Origin of the sequence: Pantoea sp. QMID4 (genome assembly GCF_030270445.1) — a bacterium.
Classification (GTDB): Bacteria; Pseudomonadota; Gammaproteobacteria; order Enterobacterales; family Enterobacteriaceae; genus Pantoea; species Pantoea vagans.
Genome location: NZ_BSXL01000001.1, coordinates 497,591 through 520,315 on the forward strand (window position 1 = coordinate 497,591; position 22,725 = coordinate 520,315).

16 protein-coding genes are annotated in these 22,725 nt (G+C 52.8%); 15 read left to right on the plus strand and 1 reads right to left on the minus strand.

The annotated features are described in order from the left end of the window. Positions 1–13: 13 nt before the first annotated feature. Complete coding sequence (locus QSK07_RS02185) at positions 14–1,585, minus strand: TerC family protein (RefSeq protein WP_285720326.1); 1,572 nt, start codon at positions 1,583–1,585, stop codon at positions 14–16. Positions 1,586–2,376: 791 nt separating this feature from the next. Between QSK07_RS02185 and wbaP the strand changes: the two genes are divergently transcribed. The 15 genes from wbaP to QSK07_RS02260 all read left to right on the plus strand — a co-directional run bounded on the left by wbaP (position 2,377) and on the right by QSK07_RS02260 (position 22,718). Then, entirely contained in the window at positions 2,377–3,810 is a 1,434-nt protein-coding gene (gene wbaP, locus QSK07_RS02190) for an undecaprenyl-phosphate galactose phosphotransferase WbaP (RefSeq protein ID WP_013358467.1), read from the plus strand. Positions 3,811–4,104: 294 nt separating this feature from the next. After that, entirely contained in the window at positions 4,105–5,244 is a 1,140-nt protein-coding gene (locus QSK07_RS02195; protein WP_098052850.1) for a polysaccharide export protein, read from the plus strand. Between the two features lie 9 nt (positions 5,245–5,253). Beyond that, positions 5,254–5,688: an arsenate reductase/protein-tyrosine-phosphatase family protein gene (locus QSK07_RS02200; RefSeq protein WP_013358465.1), complete on the plus strand. Its 435-nt coding sequence runs from the start codon at positions 5,254–5,256 to the stop codon at positions 5,686–5,688. A gap of 12 nt (positions 5,689–5,700) precedes the next feature. Continuing rightward, on the plus strand, positions 5,701–7,878 hold the full coding sequence (wzc, locus tag QSK07_RS02205; RefSeq protein WP_098052851.1) for a tyrosine-protein kinase Wzc: 2,178 nt from the start codon (positions 5,701–5,703) through the stop codon (positions 7,876–7,878). A 269-nt stretch (positions 7,879–8,147) separates the two neighbouring features. Further along, positions 8,148–9,284, plus strand: coding sequence for an EpsG family protein (locus tag QSK07_RS02210; RefSeq protein ID WP_098052852.1), 1,137 nt, complete (start codon positions 8,148–8,150; stop codon positions 9,282–9,284). A 128-nt stretch (positions 9,285–9,412) separates the two neighbouring features. Then, complete coding sequence (locus QSK07_RS02215; protein WP_285720596.1) at positions 9,413–10,330, plus strand: glycosyltransferase family 2 protein; 918 nt, start codon at positions 9,413–9,415, stop codon at positions 10,328–10,330. Positions 10,331–10,399: 69 nt separating this feature from the next. Next, positions 10,400–11,152: a glycosyltransferase family 2 protein gene (locus tag QSK07_RS02220; protein ID WP_285720327.1), complete on the plus strand. Its 753-nt coding sequence runs from the start codon at positions 10,400–10,402 to the stop codon at positions 11,150–11,152. Positions 11,153–11,198: 46 nt separating this feature from the next. After that, positions 11,199–12,233 (plus strand): glycosyltransferase, encoded by a 1,035-nt coding sequence (locus QSK07_RS02225; protein WP_098052853.1) that lies wholly within the window; start codon positions 11,199–11,201, stop codon positions 12,231–12,233. Between the two features lie 86 nt (positions 12,234–12,319). Continuing rightward, positions 12,320–14,536, plus strand: coding sequence for a phage tailspike protein (locus tag QSK07_RS02230; RefSeq protein WP_275220832.1), 2,217 nt, complete (start codon positions 12,320–12,322; stop codon positions 14,534–14,536). 158 nt (positions 14,537–14,694) lie between these two features. Next, positions 14,695–15,957 carry a colanic acid biosynthesis pyruvyl transferase WcaK gene (wcaK, locus tag QSK07_RS02235; protein WP_098052855.1) on the plus strand — a complete coding sequence of 421 codons (1,263 nt, stop codon included), beginning with the start codon at positions 14,695–14,697 and terminating at the stop codon, positions 15,955–15,957. A gap of 4 nt (positions 15,958–15,961) precedes the next feature. Further along, positions 15,962–17,185 carry a glycosyltransferase gene (locus tag QSK07_RS02240; protein WP_013358457.1) on the plus strand — a complete coding sequence of 408 codons (1,224 nt, stop codon included), beginning with the start codon at positions 15,962–15,964 and terminating at the stop codon, positions 17,183–17,185. Further along, positions 17,182–18,522 carry a lipopolysaccharide biosynthesis protein gene (locus QSK07_RS02245; RefSeq protein ID WP_098052856.1) on the plus strand — a complete coding sequence of 447 codons (1,341 nt, stop codon included), beginning with the start codon at positions 17,182–17,184 and terminating at the stop codon, positions 18,520–18,522. The genes QSK07_RS02240 and QSK07_RS02245 overlap by 4 nt, the downstream gene beginning before the upstream one ends. Positions 18,523–18,798: 276 nt before the next feature. Next, the gene (galF, locus tag QSK07_RS02250) at positions 18,799–19,701 is read left to right on the plus strand and encodes a UTP--glucose-1-phosphate uridylyltransferase GalF (RefSeq protein ID WP_013358455.1); all 903 of its coding nucleotides are present in this window, start codon (positions 18,799–18,801) and stop codon (positions 19,699–19,701) included. A gap of 42 nt (positions 19,702–19,743) precedes the next feature. Then, positions 19,744–20,757 carry a UDP-glucose 4-epimerase GalE gene (gene galE / locus QSK07_RS02255; RefSeq protein ID WP_275220828.1) on the plus strand — a complete coding sequence of 338 codons (1,014 nt, stop codon included), beginning with the start codon at positions 19,744–19,746 and terminating at the stop codon, positions 20,755–20,757. A 545-nt stretch (positions 20,758–21,302) separates the two neighbouring features. After that, positions 21,303–22,718: a mannose-1-phosphate guanylyltransferase/mannose-6-phosphate isomerase gene (locus QSK07_RS02260; RefSeq protein WP_098052858.1), complete on the plus strand. Its 1,416-nt coding sequence runs from the start codon at positions 21,303–21,305 to the stop codon at positions 22,716–22,718. Positions 22,719–22,725: the final 7 nt, after the last annotated feature.

The following is a 22,725-nucleotide window of genomic DNA, read 5'->3' on the forward strand; positions in this document are numbered from 1 at the left end:
ACCGCGTGACGGATTAAACCTTGTCATCGCTATCAGGCTGCAGCAGAATGTCGACTTTCTGAACCCGATGATTTTCCACCTGCAGAGTTTGCAGCAGATAATCGCCCAGCTGCAACACTTCCCCTTCCTGAGGGATATGCTGCAGCTTATCCATCAGTAATCCTGCCAGCGTATGATAGTCACGCTGCTCGTCCAGCGGCAGTTTCACATAGATCGCCAGATCTTCCAGTGGCATATGGCCGTTGGCAATCCAGTGGCCTTCACCCTGAATCTGAATATCGTAGCGGGCATCAATCTCTCCCGCCTCATTCGGCAGATTGCCCGCTATGGTCTCCATTACATCGCTCAGGGTCACCACGCCCTCCACTGAACCAAACTCATCCACCACAAAAGCAAAGTGAGTATGGGCCTGCCGGAACTGTTCCAGCGCCTGCAGTAGCGTCAGACGTTCAGGAAAGACCAGCGGCTGCCGAATGAGGGCGCGCAGATCGAGTGAATTGTGGTGCAGCGACTGGTGAAGCAGATCGATGACATGCACCACGCCCAGCGGTTCGCTGGAGTTATCGGTGATCAGGATACGCGTGTGCTGATTGCGGTCGAGGCGTGACATGATCTCTGCCGGATCGTCACTGAGGTCGATATGGTCGACGTCATGGCGCGAGGTCATGATGCTGTTAACGTGGCGCTGACCCATGCCCAGCACCCGGGCAATCATCACCCGTTCCTGACGGTTGAACAGCATGCTGGTGTCGCTGTCAGCAATCATTGACGAGGTTTTCGCATCCAGTTCCGCCGGTTCCGCTGCACCCCGCAGCATGCGTAACACCGCTTCCGCCGTGCGCTGGCGCAGCGGGCGACCCGCTGACAGCACACGCCGACGGTTGAAATGGGCCAGCTGGTTCAGTGCCTCGATGATTACCGAGAAGCCGATAGCCGCGTAGAGATAGCCTTTAGGAATGACAAAGCCAAAGCCTTCCGCCACCAGGCTGAAGCCAATCATCAGCAGGAAACTTAAACAGAGGATGACAATCGTAGGGTGGTTATTCACAAAGCGGGTCAGCGGCTTGCTGGCAAGCAGCATCAGCAGAATGGCGATGGTGACCGCAATCATCATGACCGGCAATTCATTCACCATGCCGACGGCGGTAATCACCGCATCCAGCGAGAAGATGGCATCCAGCACCACGATTTGTGCCACCACCGGCCAGAATTTAGCGCCGCCTTTTTGTTGACTGGCATCTTCATCATGACCTTCAAGGCGCGCATTCAACTCTGTTGTGGCTTTAAAAAGCAGGAAAATCCCGCCTGACAGCAGCAGTAAGTCGCGCGCACTGAAGGGGTGGCCCGCCAGCGTAACCCAGGGTTCTTTCAGCGTAACCAGCCAGGAAAGCGAAGCCAGCAGCAATAAGCGGCACACCAACGCCAGCAGCAATCCGATGACGCGTGCGCGGTCGCGAAGGGGGCCGGGAAGCTTCTCAACCAGGATGGCAATGAAGATCAGATTGTCGATGCCTAAAACCAGTTCCAGAACGATTAGCGTTACTAATCCCGCCCATAGCGAGGGATCTGCAATTACCTCCAGCATGCCTTGTTCACCTGAATATCTTAAATTGGGTTTTCTCTGATGATAGTGGAGTGCGAAGCCGCGTACAAATGGCAGGGCAGGGGAGTGATAACCGGCACAGCCCGATATATTGTGCAAAATATGAACATAACAGTGTGACGCTTTGATTAAATTCACAGGATTCAGGGGAGACTATTCTGAGTCATTTTGTCGCGGGAAAGCGATATTCACCTGCCGCGCTTATGCGATTTATCTCACCGCGAGTATGGCATTAATCCGAATTGTACAGAAAGGATTGCACTGCCTGTCAGGCATCAATACTAATTGCTGGTAGTCTTTTTCCTAAAATAGTCCAGGGATGGCGGGACCTGCTTGTAAACAAGCCAGTAATAACTAGTATAGCAACAAGTTAGCAAACTCTGCCCCAGAGTCGTAATTTGCGTACCGATTCTGCATTAATCGCAATGTAAGGAATCAGTAATTCATCTGTGAACACCTGTGTGATGCGTTACGGTTACCTGTTACGGGGAGCAATATGAATGATGACGGCGATATTGGCAGCGACAGCCAAGGGCGGTAGCGTGCCTGAATCGCGTTTTTCGTTGATAAAATGAGCAATGCTGGCGGTGATTAAAGTCAGAGTAATCTGTTGGTATTCATCACAATATTATTGGTGTCATGGTTAAGATCACTGGCGTAAACGCCGCAGGAGCTCCCCTTAGAAACGGCTCAGTCTGGAAAGGTTTCATCGCTTAACGATTAAACGGGCGATAGCCGTTGCGGGTTTAAGGAAATAAAATAAAGAGTTAAATATGCGCGATACAGAATTTACGTTTAAAAGTCTTATTACCAAATTAATGCTGGCATGTTCAGATTTAATTTGTTTCAACGCAGCGTTATTTGTGGCGATGATGCTAATTAATGTTCAGTCAGGTTCGCCGCTGGCAGATATTTCTGAAAAAGAAATGAATTTAAAAATTGCCACACACATTTGTCTGTCGGTAATTTGTATTGGCTGGTTCTGGGTAAGGCTGCGTCACTACACATACCGCAAACCTTTCTGGTTCGAATTAAAAGAAGTTTTTCGTACCATTCTTATATTTTCTGTTATCGACCTGTCGATTACCGCACTGTCGCAGTGGCAGATGTCGCGTTTCGTCTGGTTACTGACCTGGGTACTGGCGCTGATTTTAATTCCGACCTGTCGCGCGCTGGCTAAACGTCTGCTGAATAAAAATGGCTTGTGGAAAAAACAGACCATTATTATCGGCAGCAGCAAAAATGCGCACGAAGCCTGGCAGGCGCTGCAAAGCGAAGAGGTTATGGGTTTTGACGTCATCGCCTTCTATGACGTTGACGGAACCTGTCCGCAGGAGATCATGAATGGTGTTCCGGTTCTGCGCGACGAGCAGGCGCTCTGGAGCCTGACTAACAGCGAAACCCAGTTTATCGTGGCAGTAGAATATGAGCAGAGCCAGTATCGTGATGTGTGGCTGAAATCGCTGGCGATGCACAACTGCCGTTCAGTCTCTGTCATCCCGACGCTGCGCGGTGTACCGCTTTACGGTACCGATATGGCCTATATCTTCAGCCACGAAGTGATGATCCTGCGGGTTCAGAATAACCTGGCGAAGCGCACCTCGCGCTTCCTGAAGCGAGCTTTTGATATTGTCGGTGCACTGTCGATTATTCTGATGCTGATGCCGGCGCTGCTGGTGCTGGGCTTCCTGGTTGGCCGTGATGGCGGGCCACCGATTTATGGTCATGAACGTGTCGGCATGAATGGCCGTAAATTCAAATGTCTGAAATTCCGTTCGATGGTGATTAATTCAAAAGAAGTGCTGGAAGAAGTGCTTCGTACCGATCCGATTGCGCGTGCGGAATGGGATAAAGATTTCAAACTCAAAAATGATCCACGTATTACTAAAGTGGGCCACTTCATCCGTAAAACAAGCCTCGATGAGTTACCTCAACTCTGGAACGTGGTGCGCGGTGATATGAGTCTGGTCGGGCCTCGTCCGGTCATTGAAGATGAACTCTGTCGTTATGCTGGTGATGTTGATTATTACCTGATGGCTAAACCGGGCATGACGGGATTGTGGCAGGTCAGCGGTCGTAATGATGTTGACTATGAAACCCGCGTCTATTTCGACTCGTGGTACGTGAAAAACTGGTCACTGTGGAATGACATCGCGATTCTGTTTAAAACAGTGGGCGTGGTGTTGAAACGCGACGGTGCCTATTAATCGTGAGTCGGAATGAGCGTGCTCACGCGCGCTCCGGGGTGTTGTGCCGTTGTCAGGCGTGTCGTTAATAGCGGCCATCATCAGGGATATCGCAGTGCATCTATAGTCCGCTATGATGCAAGGCGTTTCGGGTACACCCTGGTTGATGGCCACTACTTATAACAAGTGGAGCAAGGATAATGAACGACAGGTTCAGAGCTTAAGGCTTAAGTCAGCCAGGATTTACTTTTTGTTGGACGCTTACACAGCGGCGGTTTCGCCTCTATCAATAAATAACTGATAGCGAAGATCTAAATGATTACAATCAAAATGAAATTGATACCTTTGCTGGTATCCGCCACATTCCTTGTCGGGTGTACAGTCGAACCCGGTTCTCGTCTTTCTACATCAGGAAAAGATGTTATTGAGCAACAGGATAGCAACTTTGACATCGATAAATATGTCAACGTCTTCCCGTTAACGCCTTCACTGGTTGAGAAAATGCGTCCTAAGCCTCTGGTGGCTCAGGCGAACCCTTCACTGCAGAACGAAATTCAGAACTACGAATACCGTATCGGTGTGGGCGATGTCCTCACCGTGACGGTCTGGGATCACCCTGAACTGACGACGCCTGCGGGTCAGTACCGTAGCGCCAGCGACACCGGCAACTGGGTGCATTCTGACGGCACTATTTTCTATCCCTATATTGGCCGTGTGCGTGTAGCGGGCCGTACTGTTGGCGAAGTGCGTAACGAAGTGGCACGCCGACTGGCACAGTACATTGAAAGCCCACAGGTTGATGTGAGCATCGCCTCGTTCAAATCGCAGAAAACTTATGTCACCGGTTCGGTGACGACATCAGGTCAGCAGGCAATCACTAACGTGCCATTGACGATTCTGGACGCGATTAACGCCGCTGGCGGCCTGGCCGCTGATGCTGACTGGCGTAACGTCGTGCTGACGCACAACGGTCGTGAACAGCGCGTCTCTCTGCAGGCACTGATGCAGAATGGCGACCTGAGCCAGAACCACCTCCTCTATCCGGGCGATATCCTTTACGTTCCGCGTAACGATGATCTGAAAATCTTCGTGATGGGTGAAGTGAAGCAGCAGGCGACCCTGAAAATGGACCGTAGCGGTATGACGCTGGCGGAAGCACTGGGCAACGCGGCCGGGATGGACCAAACCACCTCTGACGCCACCGGCGTCTTCGTTATCCGTCCACTGCGCGGCACCGATCGCAATAAGATTGCCAACATCTATCAGTTGAACACCAAAGATGCGGCATCCATGGTGATGGGAACCGAATTCCAGCTTCAGCCCTATGACATCGTGTATGTCACCTCAACGCCGCTGACGCGCTGGAACCGTGTGATCTCGCAATTACTGCCAACCATTGCGGGTATCAACGATGTGAGCGAGAGCGCACTGCGTATCCGCAACTGGTCGAACTAAGGTCTGACCATGATTACGTCCGTGTTAGTCGTTTGCGTTGGCAACATCTGCCGCTCTCCGACCGGAGAGCGCCTGTTTAAGCGTGCGCTGCCCGATTTAGATGTTCGCTCTGCCGGCCTGGGGGCCCTTGTCGGCCACCCGGCCGACAAAATGGCATCCTCCGTTGCTGAAGCGCAGGGTTTGTCACTGGAAGGCCATCAGGCACAGCAGTTGACGGCCGAAATGTGCCGCAACACTGACCTGATTCTGGTCATGGAGAAGCGACATATTGAACAGGTGAATCGCATCGACCCCGCCGCACGTGGCAAAACCATGTTGCTTGGGCACTGGCTCAATCAAAAAGAAATTGCGGATCCGTACCGAAAAAGCCGTGAGGCCTTTGAAGAGATTTACGGATTACTGGAAAACGCTACCCAGAAATGGGTCAACGTATTAAGCCGATAGTTGGGATTATCCATGAATATAAAAAATAAGGTCAGAACCGCGCCGGGAGAGGAGTCGAATGGATGGGATCTGGCGCATCTTGTGGGACAGCTGATTGACCATCGCTGGATCATTGTTGCCGTTACTGCTTTTTTCATGCTGGCGGGAACACTCTACACACTGTTTGCGACACCGATTTATAGCGCTGATGCATTAGTTCAGGTTGAGCAGAAGAATGCCAGCACCGTTCTGAACGAAATTGACAGCATTCTGCCGCCGACGCCTGCCTCTGATACGGAAATCGAGATTCTGGAATCCCGTATGGTCATTGGCAAAACCGTTGACGATCTGGGCCTGGATACCGTGGTTGAGCAGAACTACTTCCCGGTCATCGGCAAGGGCCTGTCGCGCCTGATGGGCAACAAACCAGCCAGCATCGCGATTTCGCGTCTGGAAATCCCACGCACTATCGACAAACGTAACGTTGAACTGGAAGTGAACGGTCCGGATAGCTACACCGTCTCTAAAGATGGCGATGAGCTGTTCAAAGGTAAAGTCGGCCAGCTGGAGTCGCACGGTGATATCAGCATGCTGGTGAGCGAGATTCACGCCGATGAAGGCACCAGCTTCACCGTGACCAAGCTGAATGACCTGCAGGCGATCCGTTCCGTGCTCTCTAACCTGACCGTGGCAGACAAAGGTAAAGATACCGGCGTGCTGGGTCTGGAGTATCTGGGTGAAGATCCGGAGCAGATTAGCAAAGTGCTGAACCAGATTGTGAACAACTATCTGTTACAGAACGTTGAACGCAAGTCAGAGCAGGCCGAGAAAAGCCTGGAGTTCTTACGCACACAGCTGCCTGCCGTGCGCAGCAAGCTTGATGAAGCCGAGAACAAGCTGAACACCTTCCGTCGTCAGAACGAATCTGTTGACCTGTCACTAGAAGCGAAATCTGCCCTGGACTCTTCTGTCAGCGTGCAGAGTCAGCTGAACGAACTGACCTTCCGTGAAGCAGAAGTTTCTCAGCTGTTTACCAAAGATCACCCGACTTACCGCGCACTGCTGGAAAAACGCAAAACGCTGGAAGGTGAGCAGGCTCAGCTAAACAAGAAAATTTCTGGTATGCCACAGACTCAGCAGGAAATCCTGCGTCTGACCCGTGACGTTCAGTCTGGTCAGGAGATCTACATGCAGCTGCTGAATCGTCAGCAGGAGCTGGGCATCAGTAAAGCCAGCACCGTAGGTGATGTCCGCATCATCGACAATGCACAGACGGCTAACGCGCCGGTTGCACCGAAGAAGCTGCTGATCATTGCCGCCAGCCTGATTCTGGGTCTGTTCGTGTCAGTGGGTCTGATTATGCTGAAAGCACTGCTGCATCACGGCATCGAGAACCCGGATCAGCTGGAAGAGCTGGGCATGAATGTCTATGCCAGCGTTCCACTGTCTGACTGGCAGCGTAAGAAAGATACCGAAGCACTGGCGCGTCGTGGCAGCAAGGTGAAAACCGATCCGCACGAAACGCTGCTGGCGCTGGGTAATCCGACTGACCTCTCCATCGAAGCGATTCGTAGCCTGCGTACCAGCCTGCACTTCGCCATGATGGAAGCCAAAAACAACATCCTGATGATTACCGGTGCCAGCCCGGGTATTGGTAAAACCTTTATCTGTGCCAACCTGGCCACACTGATTGCCAAAGCAGGCCAGCGTGTCCTGTTCATTGATGGTGACATGCGTCGTGGTTATACCCACGAACTGCTGGGCGCGGATAACAAATCTGGCCTGTCAAACGTGCTGTCCGGTAAAACCGAATTCAGCCCGGCGCTGATTCAGCAGGGCGTGTACGGTTTCGATTTCCTGCCACGTGGGCAGGTTCCGCCGAACCCGTCTGAGCTGCTGATGCATCGCCGCATGGGTGAGTTGCTGGATTGGGCGAGTAAGAATTACGACCTGGTGTTAATCGATACGCCGCCAATCCTGGCCGTCACCGATGCGTCAATTATCGGCAAGCTGGCCGGCACCTCACTGATGGTGGCGCGTTTCGAAGCCAACACCACCAAAGAAGTGGACGTCAGCTTCAAACGCTTTGCCCAGAACGGGATTGAGATTAAAGGTGTGATCCTCAACGCCGTGGTGCGCAAAGCCGCCAATGCCTACGGTTATGGCTATGACTACTACGCCTATGACTACGGTAAGACCAACAAAAGCTGATCATTGAGCAACAACGAGGGGGCGGTCTGACCGCCCCTTTTTATCGTCCCTTTGAATGACGACACGCATCAATTTACACAGGTTATTCTGTCCAAACCCACAAAAGCGATACCTCTATAAATCGCATGGCGAGCGTCACTCAACAGAATTCATGACCAGCATGGTAACGCCCGCGCGCATAGCCGCTGTCAGGCTCGCTGAAAAGCCAGCCGGTAAGGCGAAGCGTAATATTGCTGGCATGAGAACTTGTGGAATTAAGGAATCACACCATGGCTCCCTATTGGTATGTATCAGGCTTTTTGCTGCTGCTTTCGCTGTTTGAAATAGCGCTGAAAAAAGACGAACGCACAAATTATATTTTGACCTGGCTGCTCTGTTTTGCTGCCGTTTTGCTGATTATCTTCGGGGGAATACGCGGTCTCGGCACCGGCATGGATGATTTTCAGTACCGGAGCTTCTTTGAGGACTTTGTAAGACGCATTGAAATTAACGGCTTCCTTAAAACCGTTGCGTTTTTCCGTTACGAACCGCTGATTTTTGCGATGGCCTGGCTCACCAGTCTGGTTTCGCACAATGCCAGCATTTTCCTGTTTGTTTTCTGTGCCACGGCCGTTTCCATCAATACCTGGTTTTTCAGGAAGATGTCACCCTATCCGGTGCTGGCGCTGGTGCTCTATTCGGCTCACATCTTTATCAACAAAGACATTAACCAGATTCGCTTTGGTCTCAGTTCGGCCCTGTTTCTGGGCGTCCTGTGGTCGATCTATCTCAAGCGCTACTGGTGGGCGTTTACCTTTTTTATTCTGTCATTCACGAGCCACAACACCGGCGTCATGGTAGTGACCCTGGTGCCGTTCCTGTTTATTCGTGACTGGCGCTGGTGGCCGGTCATTATCATTGTTGCCAGTCTGCCGCTTTCTGTGGTGGGCGGATCGAGCTTCATTGCCCTGATTGCCGGTCATCTGGGATCGCTGGGGGAAAGGGCATCGGGCTATAACAATGACCCGTCCTATGCGATGGGTGGCAGCATCCTGGCCGTATCGAACCTGAAAAACATCATGCTGGTGTTCGTCTTCTTCTACTTCATGCTGACCGACGAGCTGAAGCGCGAAAACTACGCCCAGTATCGCCTTAACTACCTGCTGATTCTGAGCTTTGCTATCGGCGGTGCGATCAGGATCTTCCTGTACAACTTCCCGTCAGGTTCGCGTCTGTCCAACTATCTGCAACAGGTCGAGCCGATCATCCTGACTTCGCTGATTTACCAGGCCAGACGATCGTGGAAGCCCGCGCTTTACGCCATGCTGGTCTTCTTCCTGCTCTATTACCTTTACTACAACACCATTTCGACCAAGCAGGCGGTTACCGGCTATGAAGTGGCGCGTGAGTTTTGGCTGGTCCACTAATTAACCCCTCGTCCGCCCCTGCGTGAAGAGATTCACACAGGGGCGAACGACGGTAGGCACACCGGTTTTTTGTCGACTCGTGTCGATTGAACGGATTATTTTTGAACTATTTTAATGAGGTGCTGGCCATGAAGGACATTCGTTTCTCCATCGTAATTCCGGCTTATAACGCGTCAGAATCGATTGTCACGACGCTGGATTGCGTTAAAGCACAAACGTATCGCAATTTCGAAGTCATCATCGTGGATGATAAATCTGCGGATGCTGCCGCGCTGGCGGAGGTGGTTCGCAGCGACCGCTACCAGGATCTCGACATCAATCTGGTGCTCTCTGAGGTTAAGCTCAACGGGGCCGGTGCGCGTAATAAAGGCATTGAGCTGGCGACCGGCGACTATGTCAGCTTCCTTGACGCCGATGATGAGTGGGCTGCGGACAAGCTGCAGCAGGCGAGCGAAAAAATTGCGCAGCTGGACGCGCAGGGCAAAAAGAATTTCGTCATTTTCAGCCAGGTGAATATCTATCAGGATGGCACCTTCCTGAAAGTGATGCCGATGCAGCCGCCGGGAAAAAATGAAACCGTCGCGGAGTATCTGTTCGGCTGTTACGGCTTTATCCAGACCAGCACCATCGTGCTGAAGCGCGAAGACGCGGCGAAAATTCAGTTCGATACCCGCTACATTCGTCATCAGGATTATGATTTCTGCATTCGTGCCGACCGCATGGGCTATGACTTTGTGATGATCGCCGCACCGCTGGCGAACTACCATCTGGTCACTAAGTTTGGCTCAAAACATAAAGGCGAATCGGTGAACTACTCGATGTTCTGGCTCGATAGCATGAAGCCGCATCTTACCCCGCGTGATATCCACACCTACAAAGCCTTTAAGCTGCCGCTGCGCTACAAAATGGATGGCAAGTCGCTGATGGCGAGCCTGAGCTTTGCGCGCTACTTCTTCCTCACTAACAAAGACAACCGTGCTTATTTTATGAACCGGGTTAAAGACAAGGTCAAAGCACGTTTCGGCGGTGAGAAAGCACTCTCCTGACGCGCGCCGCGCCTCGTTCTGCTCCTGACACCAGGAGCACCTCTCTTTTCGTTTAATTCAGGGTTGAAGATGAATACTTCTGTTGGAACCGTTGGCATTGTCATGCCTATGTATAATGCACGTCAGACGGTATTACGCGCTGTGCAATCGGTTATCAATCAGCACTATACCGACTGGCACCTCTATATGGTCAACGATAAGTCCACTGATGACTCGCTGGAATTTGTGCGCGAGCATTGTCAGGATCCGCGCATTACCATTCTGGATAACGCGGTCAACATGGGCGCAGCAGAGACCCGCAACGTCGGACTGCGCGCGGCGACTGAAGAGATTATCGCTTTTCTCGACAGCGACGATGAGTGGCATGCCGATAAGCTGAGCCAGCAGGTTACGGCCATCGCGGCCGGTGATGATTTTGTGATTACCGAATATCACTATAAAACCCGCAAGGCCGAGCACGACATTACCTACAGCAAACCGTACCTGCAGCAGGAAAACTTTGTGAAGAAGCAGTATCGCGTCTGTTTTTCTTCCGTCTGTTTCCGCCGTCCCCCGCAGGGACTTTTCTTCCAGCGCAAAGGCCATGAAGATTTCCTGTTTTTGTATGAATTATTCACCCGCTACAAGCAGGCACGCGTAATTCAGACGATTCTGGTCAACTATTACGAATTAGGCGATTCCCTTTCGCGCAATAAGAACAAAGCCGCTCAGTGGCACCTTGAATTATTAAGAATTATCTATAAAAACAATCCTTTAAAAATCTATTACTATTACGCCTGGTATATGGTGAATGGTGTGCTGTTTACCCTTAAGCATCGTTAAGCCGGTCAGCAGGATTGTCTTTAAAATTTGAGGTGGATAGCGTTTCATGAAAAAAATTGTCCTGGTGATCAAAGATGCTTATTCGTATGCGGGCACCGAGAACATCTGTAACTTTATGTCAGAGTGTCTTGGCGAAACGCATGACGTCACCATCTACTCGCTGGAAGGCAGCGGTAAAACCTTTTATCCGTTTGAGCATGTCAGAGAGATCGTCAGCTTCGAAGGGCAGAGCAATCCGATTAAAAGCGCGGTAGCCCGCATCAACGAAGAGGGTTTCGATACCGTTTTCCTGATCAGCATGGGTCGCCTGAGCGTGATGTTCGCCTTCTGGAATCTGCTGGCCATGAAGAAGAAGCGGGGTAAAGCCTACGCCTGCGAACATATCGCCATTAACTCCTTCAGTAAACCGATCAAGTTCCTCAAGTTTCTGCTGCTGCGCTACTACGATCGCGTGATTGTTCTGACCGAAAAAGATCATCAGGTGTTCAGCCGCTGGCGCATTCCCAGCAAGCCAATCCCCAACCCGGTGGTATACAAAGGTTATCAGCGTCAGACCCGTCATCGTCAGGCGCTGGCGGTGGGCCGTCTGGATAACCAGAAGGGCTTTGATCTGCTGCTAGATATCTGGCGCGACTTCACCCGTACGCATGCTGACTGGACGCTGGTGATTGCCGGTGATGGCGAACTGCGTCAGCAGTTGCATGACCAGGCGGCCGTACTGGGCATTACCGACAGCGTGAAGTTTGTCGGTAAGGTCAGCAATATCAATGACTACTATCGCGACAGCGACATGGCGCTGATGACGTCGCGCTATGAGGGTTTGCCACTGGTGCTGCTGGAAGCGAAATCCTGGTCACTGCCGGTGGTGGCGTATGACTGCCCGACCGGGCCACAGGAGATCATCAACCACGGTGAAGATGGGTTCCTGGTCCCAATGAATGACAAAGCCACGTTTCTGGCCCGAATGGAGCAGCTTGCCACTGATGACGCGCTGTTCTATGCCATGAGCGAAAAAACCCGACAAACCGCGCTGAAATTCGACGGTAACCAGATTAAGCAAAGCTGGCTGTCATTGGTTTAACCGGAGCTGGAAAAGCTCACTTGCGACGTGCCTCAGGGACACCGCCATGGCCAACCAATGGCCTTATTGACTACGGGAATTGATGCATGAAAAGAAGAGAAGTTTTACAGACCGCCGCCTCCGCTCTGGTGGGGGCCCTCTCCGTGAGCACCTTTTCCAGCTACGCTGCAAAAAGTAATGGTATTGCCCTGAAGCCGGTTGATGCGTCGGCTATCCCTAAGGGCGACGTGCCTATCCTGACGCCTGAGAATGTCTACGCCATGCCACCGCAGTTCTGGCAGGGCTTTGAGGGCAAACTCTGGATTGGTAAAGCGGGTGTCGATGCCAGCAAACCGGGTAACCAGATCCCGGTCTTCCTGCGTGATGCCAGCGGTAAAGTGTCTGAGATTGCTCAGCCTATCACGCTGAACAAAGGCAACTTTGCCCAGTTTATTCAGGACAACGCTGCACTGATTGCCGATCCTTCGCATTCGATGACGGTCGAGGACAATGACGGTCAGGCGCTGTTTAACATCGCCGATGTCAGCCGTCCGGGCGCCGCCGATTTCAGTCAGCGTCTGGCACAGCCGGCGGGTTATCAGCTGATTGGTGAGATCCCGTCCGTGGCGGAGTTACGCAAAACCCGCCCGCTGTTTGAAGGGGCCAAGGTTAAGCTCAAAAGCTGGCATGAAGGACGGGAAGTGGGCGGCGGCGAGTTTGTCGGCAGCTTCCAGACCGCTGCGAATGATGGCGGCGTAAATTTTGCCGGTGAGGGCTTCTCCTGGCGTCGCGTAGTCGATGATTTTAACCGCCTGACGCTGTTTGATTTCGGTGCGATTGCCGATGGTCAGACCGATACAGCGCCCGCCATTATGGCGATGTTCAACTGGTCGCAGCAGGCTAACCAGCAGATTTGCGTTCAGTTTCCGGCCGGAACCTTCATGGTTTCCGCCTGTAACCTGGGTGACAAGTATCTCAACTTCTTCCGTATGTCCGGTGCGATGGTGAACTTCGGTTACTTCCCGGCGACTACGATCGTCTCCGATGGTAAGTCTGACTTCGTCTTCCAGATGAATGCCCGTCGTGTGGAGCTATCCAACCTGAATTTCAACGGCAACAGTGATAAGCGTCCAAACCAGCAGGGATTTTTCCATAATACCTGTCCTGGCGGACAATATTTTCGGGGTGCCTGCCTGCGCTTTAACGCTGTCGGCGGCACGGCCATCAGCCTGCAGGACACTCTGGATTGTAAAATCGACCAGTGGTACGCCTCGCGCTGCAGTGGCGATGTGATCAAATCGGGCTGGTCCGGGCAGAAGCAGGGCAAATGGGACCACAGTACCGCGATTGAGTTATCCAACTTCAATGCGCAGTACTGCCGTGGCGGCAAAGTGCTTAACCTGCCGCGCTGCGGCCAGTCGATTATCCATAATGGCTGGATTGAACACTGTGATAATCCGGGCGATCTCTCTAACGGTCAGTGGATCGTTGATGCGCTGAGCCTGGAGGATTGTAAGAATCCGCTGATCGCGCATAACACCCGTCTGAATATGCGTCAGACCAGCCTGCAGTCGGGCAGCTGGATCGACAACTCCATGCAGGGCGATCGTTTGCTCAGCATCTGGGAGATGGGATCGACCCGCGTCGAGTCTTATGGCGTCGCGCTGGATGGCAGCCTGAAATACAACTACATCACCTCGCGCTGGCGCTTAGAGAACAATACGAACCAGGAGACCTGGTTTGACCTCGGCAGCCTCTATTCACCGACGGTGGGTGATTCGTGGGAGATCGAAATTTTTGGTCAGTCGCAGTTCAGTAATGGCAGTGGCGATAAGCCGCTGATGAACCTGATGGGTGACAAGACCACCGGCGGTCGCGCAGTGATCCACGTGCAGCGTAAGAAAGATCTGTCGGAAGCGAGCTGGTCGGCCGAAGGCAGCAGCCCGATTGTGGATGTGCGCTATGTGGCAGAGCATGACACCGATGTCCGTATCTTCGTCAAACTGGCGGGCTGGACGCCGTCGGCGGCCGTGCTGGTGAAAACCACGGGTAAAGATCGTTTTGTGACCGGCCGCTGTGCGCGGGTCAACGCGAAGATGGAGAAGGGCAATCCGCCATCAGGCGACGCGGCCAAACGCGCGCCACAGCGTTTCAGCCTGCATAACGGCAAAGCGGGTGTGGGTGCCAACGAGCAGGGCGATCTGCTGATGGCTTCCCGTCCGCTCTCCGCCGATCAGGTCGATACCAGTAAGCCGGAAGGCTTTGTTTCCGTGGTGATCAACGGTAAACAGGTTGCGCTGCCATACTTCGCGATTAAGTCTTAACCCCTTGTTTCAGGGCCGCCACAATGGAGGCGGCCGGTTTAACAGGAGCAGTACCTTTGGGTGCGTTATCCCGTAAAGCATTACTTTAAACAGAGTTCATTTTGCCCATTTCGGATCTGGGCGGCTTACAGAATTAAAAAAATTCATTCGGAGTTGTTATGAAAATTTTATTGGTGGGTAACCATACGTGTGGGAATCGCGGGGATGGCGCGATTCTTCGTGGACTGATCGATTCGATGAAGTCTGCACGCAGTGATTTAGACATTGATGTTATCAGCCGTTATCCAACCAGCTCCGGTTATCTGCTCCAGCAGGATATTCAGCAGGATGCGCTGTATCTGCACAACAGCAAATCAGGTAAAGGTCTGGTCGGTTCGTTTAAGCGTAAAGTGGCGAACCGTCTGATGCCCGATATCATGATGGCGCACCTGGGCAAAGGCGGGATCTTTAAGTCGTTCGCTGTGCCGCCGCACCTTAAGGCCTTTACCGAAAGCCTGGCAAAATATGATGCGATTATTCAGGTTGGCGGATCCTTCTTCGTCGATCTCTATGGCGTGACCCAGTTTGACCATGCGCTCTGTGCGCTGATGGCGAAAAAGCCGATCTACCTGATTGGCCACTCAGTGGGACCTTTCCAGAACCCGCGCGTCAATGCGCTGGCGAACTTTGTCTTTGATCGGGTCGACAGCCTGGTACTGCGTGAGTCGGTCAGCCTTGACCTGATGAAGCGCGATGGCGTCACCAGCTCTAAAGTTGCCTCTGGCGTGGATACTGCATTCCTGGTGCGTGCGCGTGAAGTGGAGAACCCGAGCCACAACCTGCGCTACTGGCAGGGCATTATCGATGGCCGTAAAACGATCGCGATCACCGTGCGCGAACTGGCGCCATTTGATAAACGTCTGGGCGTGACGCAGAAAGAGTATGAAGCAGCCTTTGGCCGGGTAATCAATGCGATGATTGCTGAAGGCTATCAGGTCGTCGCGTTCTCCACCTGTACCGGCATCGACAGCTATGCCAAAGATGACCGCATGGTGGCGCTGACGCTGCGTGACCACGTGGCGCAGCCAGAACATTACCATGTCATCATGGACGAGTTTAACGACCTGGAACTGGGCATCCTGCTGAGTCACTGCCATCTGACCATCGGTACCCGCCTGCACTCAGCGATTATCTCCATGAACTTTGGCACCCCGGCTGTGGCGATCAACTATGAGCACAAGTCGATGGGTGTGATGAACCAGCTTGGTCTGCCGCAGATGGCAACCGATGTGAAAAGCCTGATGGACGGCTCGCTGATCGACAAGGTGAAAACCGTTCTTGCCGATTACGACAACATTAAGCTTAAGGTCGACACGGCCGTTGCGAATGAAAGGGAAATTGGCAACCGGATCACTGAAGAGATTCTCAAAGTATTAGGGTAATGTGATGAAACTGACTTTTTTCACCATGCGTTTCCCGGTTGCCTCTGAGACATTCGTACTAAATCAGGTGACCCATTTTATTGATGCCGGTTACGAGGTGGAGATTATTTCAGTCTTTCCCGGCGATTTAGTGAACCGGCATGCGGCGTTTGATGAGTATGGTCTGGCGGCGAAGACCCACTATCTGCTGCCGGAAGAGAAGATCTCAATTGTCGATAAGCTCAACCAGCGTATCAAACTGGTGCTGCCAAAAGTGACGAAGCCGTCGCTGCTGCGTTCGCTGAATGTTCGCCGTTATGGCGCGCAGTCCAGCAAACTGCTGCTGCCGTCGATTGTGGCGAATGCTAAGCAGACCTTTACTGCAGATGTGTTTCTGGTGCATTTCGGCTATGCCGGTGCACTGGCAAACAAGCTGCGTGAACTGGGCGTGCTTAAGGGTAAACAGGCGACCGTGTTTCATGGCGCTGATATTTCCCGCCGTCACATTCTGGAAGAGCATAAACTCGACTACGTGAATCTGTTCCGCCAGAGTGAGCTGATGCTCCCTATCAGCCATCTGTGGGAGAACAAGCTGATTGAGATGGGCTGCCCGCCGGAGAAAATTCACGTGACGCGTATGGGCATTGAGCCGGAGAAGTTTAACTTCCAGCCGCGCCAGGCGTTCCATACGCCGCTGCGTATCGTTTCGGTGGCGCGTCTGACTGAGAAAAAAGGCCTGGATGTGGCGGTGAAAGCCAGCGCCATCCTGAAACAGCGTGGCGGTCAGTTTCAGTACACCATCATTGGCAACGGCGATCAGGATGAGATGATGCGTGATTTCATCGCCCGCGAGGGAATGGAAGATTGTGTCAGCATGCCGGGCTTTAAGCCGCAGGAGGAGATCCGTCGTGCGCTGAGCGAGGCTGACATCTTCCTGCTGCCGTCCAAAACCGCCGCAGATGGCGATATGGAAGGGATCCCGGTTGCCCTGATGGAGGCGATGGCGGTCGGCCTGCCGGTAGTCTCTACCTTCCACAGCGGTATTCCGGAGCTGATTGAGAACAATGTTTCTGGCTGGCTGGTGGAAGAGGACGACCCCGAGGCGCTGGCGGAAACGCTGCTGAAGTTGTCTCAGGGTGAAGTGGATGTGGCGCCGGTCGTCGCAGCCGCACGTCACAAAGTTGAGACTGAATTTAATCAGCATATCGCCTATGGCGAACTGGCACAGATTCTGGAGCGACTGGTGTGAGTGGATTTAAGTCACAGGCGATTTGGCTGTTCGGCAGCACCTGCTTCTCTGCAGTGCTGCAGGTTGCACAGCTGAGCTTTCTCGCCCGCAAACTGGAAACCCACGAGCTGGGGCTGTTAGCCATCATCAACGCCATCCTGGCGGTGGCGGGTGTGCTGCAGGATATGGGGATGAGCAGTTATCTGGTGCATCGCCAGAACATTACCCGTCGTGAGCAGAGCACCATCTACTGGGTAAACGTCTCGCTCAGCCTGTGTACCGGCTTGATCATGTTGCTGATCGCCTTTCCGGTCTCTTGGTTCTATCACCTGCCAGAGCTGACCGGGCTGATCATGCTGACCAGCCTGAACTTCCTGGTGCTGGGTCATCTGTCGCAGTATCAGGCGCACTACATCAAAACCAAGCGGATGGTCTCGCTGGCGAAGATTGAGATGGGCACCAAGCTGTTTGCCTTCCTCTGTGTAGTGGCGATGCTGGAGTTCACCTCACTGACGGTGGCCGCGGCGATTCTGGGTCTGTTCATCAACGCCTTTACCCGCATCCTTTGCATGATTGCGCTGGGTGAGAAGTCGTGGCGGCCAACCTGGGAGTTCGACAAAGCGACTTTCTTCGGCGCGATTCGTTACGGCAGCTATCAACTCGGTTCGCAGACCATTAACCAGCTGCGTACCCAGGCCGATGCGCTGGTGGTCGGTAAAGTCATGGGCGCAGAAATGCTGGGCGTCTACTCACTGGCGAAAGAGCTGGTGCTGCAACCGCTGAAGCTGGTCACGCCGGTGATTAACCGTCTGGCACTGCCGCGCTTTGCTGAGAAGCAGCACGATGCCGAGCAGCTGAAAAAGCTGTTCCTGAAGGGCACGCTGGGGATCATGCTGTTCAGCAGTGCCATGTATCTGGCTATTGGTATCTTCTCGCCGGTTATTGTGCGTGTGCTTTATGGTGCATCGCATGAGCAGGTTTATCACCTGATCCCGCTGATGTTGCTGTTTGGTATGCTGCGGCCGATGGGCGGTCTTACCGGGGCGATTTCACAGGCCAACGGACGCACCAACGTGGAGTTCTACTGGAACATCGTGGCGAGCATTGTGGTTCTGGCGGTGCTGGCAACCACCTTTATCTGGCCAAACGTGCTTTACGTCGCACTGACGCTCTCCATCTCGCAGATCCTGATCTCTGCACTGGCGCATCCGTTCTTCATCAAGCCGGTGATTGGCATTCGGTTTATCCCGTATGCCCGGCAGTGGGTGGCAGTATCGGTGGTATTTGTTGGCGTGATGATGCTGGTAAATCACTTTAATCTGTTTGTGATGCCAGAGTGGTTTGAAGGCTGGCTCTGATTCCAAAGCGTTATATCAACGGGCGGCCTCAGGGTCGCCCGTTTTCATTTATGGCTGGTCTCAGCCGTGTAACGAATAGTGCTCCGGATCACAGTGGCAATATTCGATTACTGATTGTCTTTGTTCAGTTTATGCCGCGGCTGGCAATGGGCAAAATGCGAATTTCCAAGTTATGACAGAGAGTTACTGTCCGCTTTTCAGATAAAGATTATACTTGCTCTTCCGGCCGATCCTGCATAATCGACCCACATCTTCATTTTATTAAACGGAATAAATATGACCAAGCTTAAAGCAGTAATCCCGGTAGCGGGCCTCGGTATGCATATGCTCCCTGCGACTAAAGCCATTCCGAAAGAGATGCTGCCTGTCGTCGACAAACCGATGATCCAGTACATCATTGACGAGTGTGTTGCTGCAGGTATTAAAGAGATTGTGCTGGTCACGCATGCATCGAAAAATGCCGTAGAAAACCACTTCGACACCACCTATGAGCTTGAAGCGCTGCTTGAAGCGCGCGTGAAGCGTCAGCTGCTGAGCGAAGTGCAGTCTATCTGCCCGCCAGGCGTAACCATCATGAACGTGCGCCAGGCGCAGCCACTGGGCCTGGGTCACTCCATTCTCTGTGCCCGTCCGATGATCGGTGATAATCCGTTCGTTGTCGTGCTGCCGGACGTCCTGCTGGATGACTCTACCGCTGACCACATGCGTTATAACCTCGCAGCGATGGTTGCCCGTTTTGAAGAGACCGGCCACAGCCAGGTCCTGGCGCAGCATATGCCAGCGTCTGATCTCTCTGAGTACTCTGTGATCACCACAGAAGAGCCGATCGATCACCCAGGCGACATCAGCACCATTACCGATTTCGTTGAGAAGCCTGAAGATACAGCCGGACTGAGCTCTGACCTGGCGGCGGTAGGCCGCTATGTGCTTTCTGCTGATATCTGGGCAGAACTGGAGCGCACTGAGCCAGGCGCGTGGGGCCGTATCCAGCTGACCGATGCGATTGCCAGCCTGAGCAAGCACAAAACGGTTGATGTTTCTCTGCTGACTGGTCACAGTTTCGACTGCGGTCGTAAACTCGGTTACATGCAGGCGTTCGTCTCTTACGGACTGCGCAACAACGCGCAGGGTCGCGATTTCCGCGAAGCTATCCAGACGATTCTCGCAAAACAAAAGTAATTAAATCACCGCGTTCTGCGCGGCTGATTGAAAGGAGCTCACATGGCAATTTTAGTAACGGGTGGAGCAGGCTATATCGGCTCCCATACGGTACTGGCGCTGTTGCAGCGCGGTGATGATGTTGTGGTTCTGGATAACCTCTGTAACGCCTCACGCGAAGCGATCAACCGCGTTGAAAAACTGGCGGGTAAGAAAGCGACCTTCGTTGAGGGCGATATCCGTGACCGCGCCTGTCTGCGTGACCTGTTCACAGCCAACAGCATTTCAGCCGTCATTCACTTTGCAGCGCTTAAAGCGGTGGGTGAGTCAACGCGTATGCCGCTGGAGTATTACGAGAACAACGTCGCGGGCACCGTGGTGCTGCTGGAAGAGATGCGTAATGCCGGCGTCTGGAACTTTATCTTCAGCTCATCAGCGACCGTTTATGGCGCAGATGCGCCGGTTCCTTACGTTGAGACTACGCCAATTGGCGGCACCACCAGTCCGTACGGCACCTCAAAGCTGATGACCGAATTCGTGATGCGCGACTTTGCCAAAGCAGAGCCGAAGTTTAAGGCGATTGCCCTGCGTTACTTCAACCCGGTTGGCGCGCACGAGTCTGGTGAAATCGGTGAAGACCCGACGGGCATTCCAAACAATCTGTTGCCGTATATCGCGCAGGTCGCGATTGGCCGTCTGGAAAAGCTGGGCGTGTTTGGCGGCGATTACGATACGCCAGATGGCACCTGCCTGCGCGACTACATCCATGTGGTTGACCTGGCGGAAGGCCACCTGAAAGCGCTGGACCATCTGAACAAAGTTGAAGGTTACACAGCCTTCAACCTGGGCGGCGGCAAAGGCTTCTCTGTACTGGAGATGATCAAAGCGTTCGAGAAGGCTTCCGGCAAGGCGATTCCGTTTGAAATCAAGCCACGCCGTGACGGCGACCTGCCTGCGTTCTGGGCCGATGCATCACTGGCGAACCGTACGCTCGACTGGCGCGTGACGCGCGGCATCGATGAGATGATGCGCGATACGTGGAACTGGCAGAGTAAGAACCCGGATGGGTTTCGGTAGTTGAAAAAATATGCAAACACCCGGCTTAGGCCGGGTTTTTTTTTGCCTGCGTTAAGCAGAATTGTATATTCCGGCTTCCGATCCTGACTTTAATGCCAGATTGTGACTGTTTAATGACTGAATACGGAATTATCCTGGTCTGACTTTGGTCGCATTTAATCACACTATCGTGCAGACCGACTCTGAGCAGAGGCGCAAAGCATGATTGCCGATACGCTATTATGTTGTTTTGCCTGTGATGACCTTTCTTAATGCAGTACCAGAATAACGTTTAGCTCCCCTTAAGTTTTGTAGGCGGTAATGAAAGATTAGGCATATTATTTTTGCCGCACAAAATGTAGTATTTGCAGTTATCCCGGAGCCCGTATGCGTTTGAATAAAATATAATCAGCGCATCGACAAGCTAACCTGTGAAGGGAAGATTCCCGACACACAGCGCATTGGTTGCTGCAAACCAGGGGCGGTAGCGTGGCCATTTACTCGTAATGAGTCAAAATTGACCCGCGTGTATGCATAGCATGTTTAAATTTGTTAGAGGATGTGGAATGTTACTTCCCGTAATCATGGCCGGAGGAACCGGCAGCCGCTTATGGCCCCTTTCCCGCGAACTTTACCCAAAACAGTTCATCTGTCTGCATGGTGAACACTCTATGCTGCAGGAGACCGTTAATCGTCTGAGCGGCGTCGAAGCACGCGCACCGATGGTCATCTGCAACGAGGAGCATCGTTTCCTTGTGGCTGAGCAGTTACGACAAATTGACAAGCTGTCCCATAACATTATTCTCGAGCCAGTCGGGCGCAACACGGCTCCGGCTATCGCGCTGGCAGCATTAAATGCTGTAGAGCAGGGTGATGATCCCGTTCTGCTGGTGCTGGCCGCCGACCACGTGATCGAAGATCGTGCAGCGTTTCATCAGGCTATCAAAGTGGCCACCGCCTATGCCAAAGAGGGCAAGCTGGTGACTTTCGGCATCGTGCCAACCGGCCCGGAAACCGGATACGGTTATATTCAACGTGGCGAAGCGCTGCCAGGCGCAGAAAACGGCCCTTATCAGGTTCAGCGCTTTGTCGAAAAACCGAACCAGAGCACTGCTGAGCAGTATCTGGAATCCGGTGAGTATTACTGGAACAGCGGCATGTTTATGTTCCGGGCTAAACGCTATCTGCAGGAACTGGAGAAATTCCGTCCGGATATTCTGGAAGCCTGCCGTCGTGCGATGGCTAACGTCAAAGAAGGTAATGATTTCATCAGCATCAATAAAGATGATTTTATCGCCTGTCCGGATGAGTCAGTCGATTACGCCGTCATGGAACAGACAGACGCTGCAGTGGTAGTCCCGCTGGCGGCCGGATGGAGCGATGTGGGCTCCTGGTCTGCGCTGTGGGAAGTGAATGATAAAGATGCACACGGCAACTCCCTGAAGGGCGATACTTTCCTGCACAATACCAAAAACTGTTACATCAACAGTGAAGATCAGCTGGTTGCTGCTATTGGCGTTGAAAATCTGGTGATTGTGAACACCAAGGATGCGGTACTGGTCGCGCGCAAAGATCAGGTTCAGGATGTTAAGCGCGTTGTTGAATTCCTGAAAAGCGAGTGCCGCAGCGAATATCGCCGTCATCGTGAAACCTACTGGCCGTGGGGACGTTGCGATCTGGTCGTCAATACGGGGCGCTTCAACGTGAACCGCATTACGGTTAAGCCGGGTGAAGCCTTTGAGTTGCAGATGCACTATCACCGCACCGAACACTGGGTGATCCTGTCAGGCACAGCCCAGGTCACCATTCAGGATAAAACCCTGTTGCTGACAGAAAACCAGTCAACCTTTATTCCCATCGGTCACCCGCATACCTTAGAAAACCCAGGCAAGATTCCACTGGAATTGCTGGAGATTCAGTCCGGCTCTTATCTTGGTGATGACGACCTCATTTTGATTAAACAACAGTTTGCAAGTAAGTAAGGACTGA

Coding starts and splice junctions, on each gene's coding strand:
- QSK07_RS02185 (WP_285720326.1), bottom strand. CDS start 1,585: ATGCTGGAGGTAATTGCAGATCCCTCGCTATGGGCGGGATTAGTAACG.
- wbaP (WP_013358467.1), top strand. CDS start 2,377: ATGCGCGATACAGAATTTACGTTTAAAAGTCTTATTACCAAATTAATG.
- QSK07_RS02195 (WP_098052850.1), top strand. CDS start 4,105: ATGATTACAATCAAAATGAAATTGATACCTTTGCTGGTATCCGCCACA.
- QSK07_RS02200 (WP_013358465.1), top strand. CDS start 5,254: ATGATTACGTCCGTGTTAGTCGTTTGCGTTGGCAACATCTGCCGCTCT.
- wzc (WP_098052851.1), top strand. CDS start 5,701: ATGAATATAAAAAATAAGGTCAGAACCGCGCCGGGAGAGGAGTCGAAT.
- QSK07_RS02210 (WP_098052852.1), top strand. CDS start 8,148: ATGGCTCCCTATTGGTATGTATCAGGCTTTTTGCTGCTGCTTTCGCTG.
- QSK07_RS02215 (WP_285720596.1), top strand. CDS start 9,413: ATGAAGGACATTCGTTTCTCCATCGTAATTCCGGCTTATAACGCGTCA.
- QSK07_RS02220 (WP_285720327.1), top strand. CDS start 10,400: ATGAATACTTCTGTTGGAACCGTTGGCATTGTCATGCCTATGTATAAT.
- QSK07_RS02225 (WP_098052853.1), top strand. CDS start 11,199: ATGAAAAAAATTGTCCTGGTGATCAAAGATGCTTATTCGTATGCGGGC.
- QSK07_RS02230 (WP_275220832.1), top strand. CDS start 12,320: ATGAAAAGAAGAGAAGTTTTACAGACCGCCGCCTCCGCTCTGGTGGGG.
- wcaK (WP_098052855.1), top strand. CDS start 14,695: ATGAAAATTTTATTGGTGGGTAACCATACGTGTGGGAATCGCGGGGAT.
- QSK07_RS02240 (WP_013358457.1), top strand. CDS start 15,962: ATGAAACTGACTTTTTTCACCATGCGTTTCCCGGTTGCCTCTGAGACA.
- galF (WP_013358455.1), top strand. CDS start 18,799: ATGACCAAGCTTAAAGCAGTAATCCCGGTAGCGGGCCTCGGTATGCAT.
- galE (WP_275220828.1), top strand. CDS start 19,744: ATGGCAATTTTAGTAACGGGTGGAGCAGGCTATATCGGCTCCCATACG.
- QSK07_RS02260 (WP_098052858.1), top strand. CDS start 21,303: ATGTTACTTCCCGTAATCATGGCCGGAGGAACCGGCAGCCGCTTATGG.